The following is a 1,662-nucleotide window of genomic DNA, read 5'->3' on the forward strand; positions in this document are numbered from 1 at the left end:
CGGCGGACGCCCCCGCGGACGCCCGTGCGAACGCCCCGGCCGGGCCGAAGCGGCGGGGCCTCACCCTGCCGTCCCGGGTGACCGTCTGGATGGGCCTCGCCATGGTCTTCGGCACCGTGACCGAGGGCGCGATGAACGACTGGTCGGCGCTCTACCTCAGGGACGCCGTCCACGCGGCGCCTTCGCTCGCGCCACTGGGCATCGCGGTCGTCTCGGTCATGATGGTGCTGGCCCGGCTCTTCGCCGACGGCTGGCGCACCCGCTTCGGCGACGGCCGCATCGTCCGGACCGGCAGCCTGCTGGCCGGGTCCGGGCTGGCCCTGGCTCTGCTGGCCGGCGGCCTGGTGCCGACGCTGCTCGGATTCGCCTGCGTCGGCGTGGGCGTCGCGGCCGTGACCCCGTGCGTCTACGTGGCGGCGGCCCGGCAGGGGGCCGACGCGCTCTCGCTGGTCGCGGCGATGGGGACCACGGGTCTGCTGGCCGGTCCGGCGGTGATCGGGTTCATCGCCAACGGCAGCGGCCTGACCTGGGGCATGGGCGCGGTGGCGGCCTCGGCGGCGATCGTCTCGCTGTGCGCGACGCAGATCCGCTGGCCGTCCCTGACGGACGCGCCCGCGGCCCCGGCCCCCGCCCCGATCCCGGCCACCGAGGCCGTCCCCACCGACGCCTGAGCACGGCCGGACACGACCGGGCCTCCGCCGAACCTCCGGCGGCGGGGGCCCGTGGTGGCCCGCGCCGGCGGCCCCGAAAGTCGGTGGAACCGCACCGAACCCCTGGCTAGGGTCGAAGGATGTCCACCCGTACCTTCCGCATCCTGGTCCGCGGCGTCTTCGACGGCCTCACCGACGAGCAGCGCACCGAGCTCCTCGCCCGCGCCGGCGAGCACGACATCCTGAGCGCCGCGTTCACCCCCGAGGGCCACCTCAGCTACGACCTCACCGCGCGCGCCGCCTTCACCTTCCGCTACCTCGACTCGGGCGAGGCCGAGAAGGACATCCTGGAGGCGACCGAACGCGCCGAGACGGCCGCCGCCGCCTGGCTGACCGAGCGCGGCTACGGCTACCGCAACCTCCGGTCCCAGGCCGAGGACCTCTCCCAGGCCGCCCTCGGAAAGCGCCGGCGGCGCGCAGCCGCCGCCGGCACCGCCTGACCACCGACCCAGGACGGCGCCGGGCCCCGGCGCTCGCCCCGCCCCGGCGAACCGCTGCTACGCCGTCCGGCGCAGCAGCGCCAGGTACATCGCGTCCGTGCCGTGCAGGTGCGGCCAGAGCTGCACGTCAGGGCCTTCACCCAGGGAGGGGACGCCCGGCAGCAGCGGGCGGGCGTCGATCCACTCGAGCCGGCCGCCCTCGGCGCGCAGGACGTCGTCCACGACGGCGCGCGTCTCGGCCAGGTGCGGCGAGCAGGTCGCGTAGCCCACGACGCCGCCGACGCGGGTGGCCTCGACGGCCGCGCGCAGCAGGTCCCGCTGGAGCGGGCCGAACGCCGCGATGTCCGCCGGCCGGCGCCGCCACCGCGCCTCCGGGCGGCGGCGCAGCGCGCCGAGGCCGGAGCAGGGGACGTCCACCAGCACCCGGTCGAAGCCGCCGGAGCGCCATGCCGGGCGGGTGCCGTCGGCGGCGATCACGGTGTAGGGGCCGGGGTTGCCCTGCAGTGCGCGGG

Annotated in this window: 1 protein-coding gene and 2 pseudogenes; 2 read left to right on the plus strand and 1 reads right to left on the minus strand. The window is 77.1% G+C overall.

Annotated elements, in window-relative coordinates; translation table 11 throughout:
- Positions 1-671, plus strand: a pseudogene (locus MCM47_RS40290) (MFS transporter); the annotation flags it as partial.
- A gap of 119 nt (positions 672-790) precedes the next feature.
- Positions 791-1,150, plus strand: a complete 360-nt coding sequence (locus MCM47_RS40295; protein WP_238861688.1) for a DUF6204 family protein — start codon at positions 791-793, stop codon at positions 1,148-1,150.
- Positions 1,151-1,207: 57 nt separating this feature from the next.
- On the opposite strand, the pseudogene MCM47_RS40300 reads toward MCM47_RS40295, so the two are convergent.
- Positions 1,208-1,662 (minus strand): annotated as a pseudogene (locus MCM47_RS40300) (rRNA cytosine-C5-methyltransferase); the annotation flags it as partial.

It is taken from the genome of Kitasatospora sp. A2-31, assembly GCF_022288725.1.
GTDB lineage: Bacteria > Actinomycetota > Actinomycetes > Streptomycetales > Streptomycetaceae > Kitasatospora.

What these genes read in the sequence shown, in the direction of transcription:
- MCM47_RS40295 (WP_238861688.1), top strand. Translation starts at nt 791, where the DNA reads ATGTCCACCCGTACCTTCCGCATCCTGGTCCGCGGCGTCTTCGACGGC.